The sequence below is a fragment of the Bacillus sp. JZ34 genome (assembly GCF_053903205.1).
This window is the reverse complement of the sequence record NZ_CP096403.1, coordinates 4,295,001-4,297,500: the sequence shown is the minus strand read 5'-3', so window position 1 is coordinate 4,297,500 and position 2,500 is coordinate 4,295,001. Positions and strand designations below refer to the sequence as shown.

The following is a 2,500-nucleotide window of genomic DNA, read 5'->3' as shown; positions in this document are numbered from 1 at the left end:
ATAAAAAAGATTTGCGGAAGTAGTTCAGTGGTAGAACACCACCTTGCCAAGGTGGGGGTCGCGGGTTCGAATCCCGTCTTCCGCTCCAACCATCCACGCCGGGGTGGTGGAATTGGCAGACACACAGGACTTAAAATCCTGCGGTAGGTGACTACCGTGCCGGTTCAAGTCCGGCCCTCGGCATTGACATATGCGCCCGTAGCTCAATTGGATAGAGCGTTTGACTACGGATCAAAAGGTTAGGGGTTCGACTCCTCTCGGGCGCGCCATTATGTGTAACGGGAAGTAGCTCAGCTTGGTAGAGCACATGGTTTGGGACCATGGGGTCGCAGGTTCGAATCCTGTCTTCCCGACCATTCTTTGGGGCCTTAGCTCAGCTGGGAGAGCGCCTGCTTTGCACGCAGGAGGTCAGCGGTTCGATCCCGCTAGGCTCCACCATTTATTTTTAAAAAAGCACTTGACTATTTATCTTAAAAGAGATATAATAATAGAGTTGCTTTAATAATGATCTTTGAAAACTAAACAAGACAAAACGTACCTGTTAATTCATTAAATAAATCGCACATGCGAATGTGCGTAGTCATTATCAAACTTCATGGAGAGTTTGATCCTGGCTCAGGACGAACGCTGGCGGCGTGCCTAATACATGCAAGTCGAGCGGATAGATGGGAGCTTGCTCCCTGATGTTAGCGGCGGACGGGTGAGTAACACGTGGGTAACCTGCCTGTAAGACTGGGATAACTCCGGGAAACCGGGGCTAATACCGGATGCTTGATTGAACCGCATGGTTCAATTATAAAAGGTGGCTTTTAGCTACCACTTACAGATGGACCCGCGGCGCATTAGCTAGTTGGTGAGGTAACGGCTCACCAAGGCAACGATGCGTAGCCGACCTGAGAGGGTGATCGGCCACACTGGGACTGAGACACGGCCCAGACTCCTACGGGAGGCAGCAGTAGGGAATCTTCCGCAATGGACGAAAGTCTGACGGAGCAACGCCGCGTGAGTGATGAAGGTTTTCGGATCGTAAAACTCTGTTGTTAGGGAAGAACAAGTACCGTTCGAATAGGGCGGTACCTTGACGGTACCTAACCAGAAAGCCACGGCTAACTACGTGCCAGCAGCCGCGGTAATACGTAGGTGGCAAGCGTTGTCCGGAATTATTGGGCGTAAAGCGCGCGCAGGCGGTTTCTTAAGTCTGATGTGAAAGCCCCCGGCTCAACCGGGGAGGGTCATTGGAAACTGGGGAACTTGAGTGCAGAAGAGGAGAGTGGAATTCCACGTGTAGCGGTGAAATGCGTAGAGATGTGGAGGAACACCAGTGGCGAAGGCGACTCTCTGGTCTGTAACTGACGCTGAGGCGCGAAAGCGTGGGGAGCGAACAGGATTAGATACCCTGGTAGTCCACGCCGTAAACGATGAGTGCTAAGTGTTAGAGGGTTTCCGCCCTTTAGTGCTGCAGCAAACGCATTAAGCACTCCGCCTGGGGAGTACGGTCGCAAGACTGAAACTCAAAGGAATTGACGGGGGCCCGCACAAGCGGTGGAGCATGTGGTTTAATTCGAAGCAACGCGAAGAACCTTACCAGGTCTTGACATCCTTTGACAACCCTAGAGATAGGGCTTCCCCTTCGGGGGCAGAGTGACAGGTGGTGCATGGTTGTCGTCAGCTCGTGTCGTGAGATGTTGGGTTAAGTCCCGCAACGAGCGCAACCCTTGATCTTAGTTGCCAGCATTCAGTTGGGCACTCTAAGGTGACTGCCGGTGACAAACCGGAGGAAGGTGGGGATGACGTCAAATCATCATGCCCCTTATGACCTGGGCTACACACGTGCTACAATGGGCAGAACAAAGGGCAGCGAAGCCGCGAGGCTAAGCCAATCCCACAAATCTGTTCTCAGTTCGGATCGCAGTCTGCAACTCGACTGCGTGAAGCTGGAATCGCTAGTAATCGCGGATCAGCATGCCGCGGTGAATACGTTCCCGGGCCTTGTACACACCGCCCGTCACACCACGAGAGTTTGTAACACCCGAAGTCGGTGAGGTAACCTTTTGGAGCCAGCCGCCGAAGGTGGGACAGATGATTGGGGTGAAGTCGTAACAAGGTAGCCGTATCGGAAGGTGCGGCTGGATCACCTCCTTTCTAAGGATATTATACGGAATATAAGACCTTGCGGTCTTATAGACAGGTGCGTTTAGATCTTGTTTAGTTTTGAAGGATCATTCCTTCAAAGCGTGTTCTTTGAAAACTAGATAACAGTAGACATCACATTCAATTAGTAAGCAAGATATCACGTAGTGATTCTTTTTAACGGTTAAGTTAGAAAGGGCGCACGGTGGATGCCTTGGCACTAGGAGCCGATGAAGGACGGGACGAACACCGATATGCTTCGGGGAGCTGTAAGCAAGCTTTGATCCGGAGATTTCCGAATGGGGAAACCCACTGCTCGTAATGGAGCAGTATCCATATCTGAATTCATAGGATATGAGAAGGCAGACCC

5 tRNA genes and 2 rRNA genes (1 of these 7 running past the window's edge) are annotated in these 2,500 nt (G+C 51.7%); all 7 read left to right on the top strand.

The features are described 5' to 3' along the window. Positions 1 to 13: 13 nt before the first annotated feature. Positions 14 to 88, top strand: a tRNA-Gly gene (locus tag M1D90_RS21815). A 9-nt stretch (positions 89 to 97) separates the two neighbouring features. Continuing rightward, a tRNA-Leu gene (locus M1D90_RS21810) sits at positions 98 to 183 on the top strand. A 9-nt stretch (positions 184 to 192) separates the two neighbouring features. Next, a tRNA-Arg gene (locus M1D90_RS21805) sits at positions 193 to 269 on the top strand. Positions 270 to 279: 10 nt separating this feature from the next. Beyond that, positions 280 to 356, top strand: a tRNA-Pro gene (locus M1D90_RS21800). 6 nt (positions 357 to 362) lie between these two features. Beyond that, positions 363 to 438 (top strand) — tRNA-Ala (locus tag M1D90_RS21795). Positions 439 to 592: 154 nt separating this feature from the next. Next, positions 593 to 2,142 (top strand): 16S ribosomal RNA (locus M1D90_RS21790). Positions 2,143 to 2,312: 170 nt separating this feature from the next. Beyond that, positions 2,313 to 2,500: ribosomal RNA gene (locus M1D90_RS21785) — 23S ribosomal RNA — on the top strand (it continues 2,742 nt past the right edge of the window). The 16S and 23S rRNA genes sit together here with 5 tRNA genes alongside, the layout of an rRNA operon.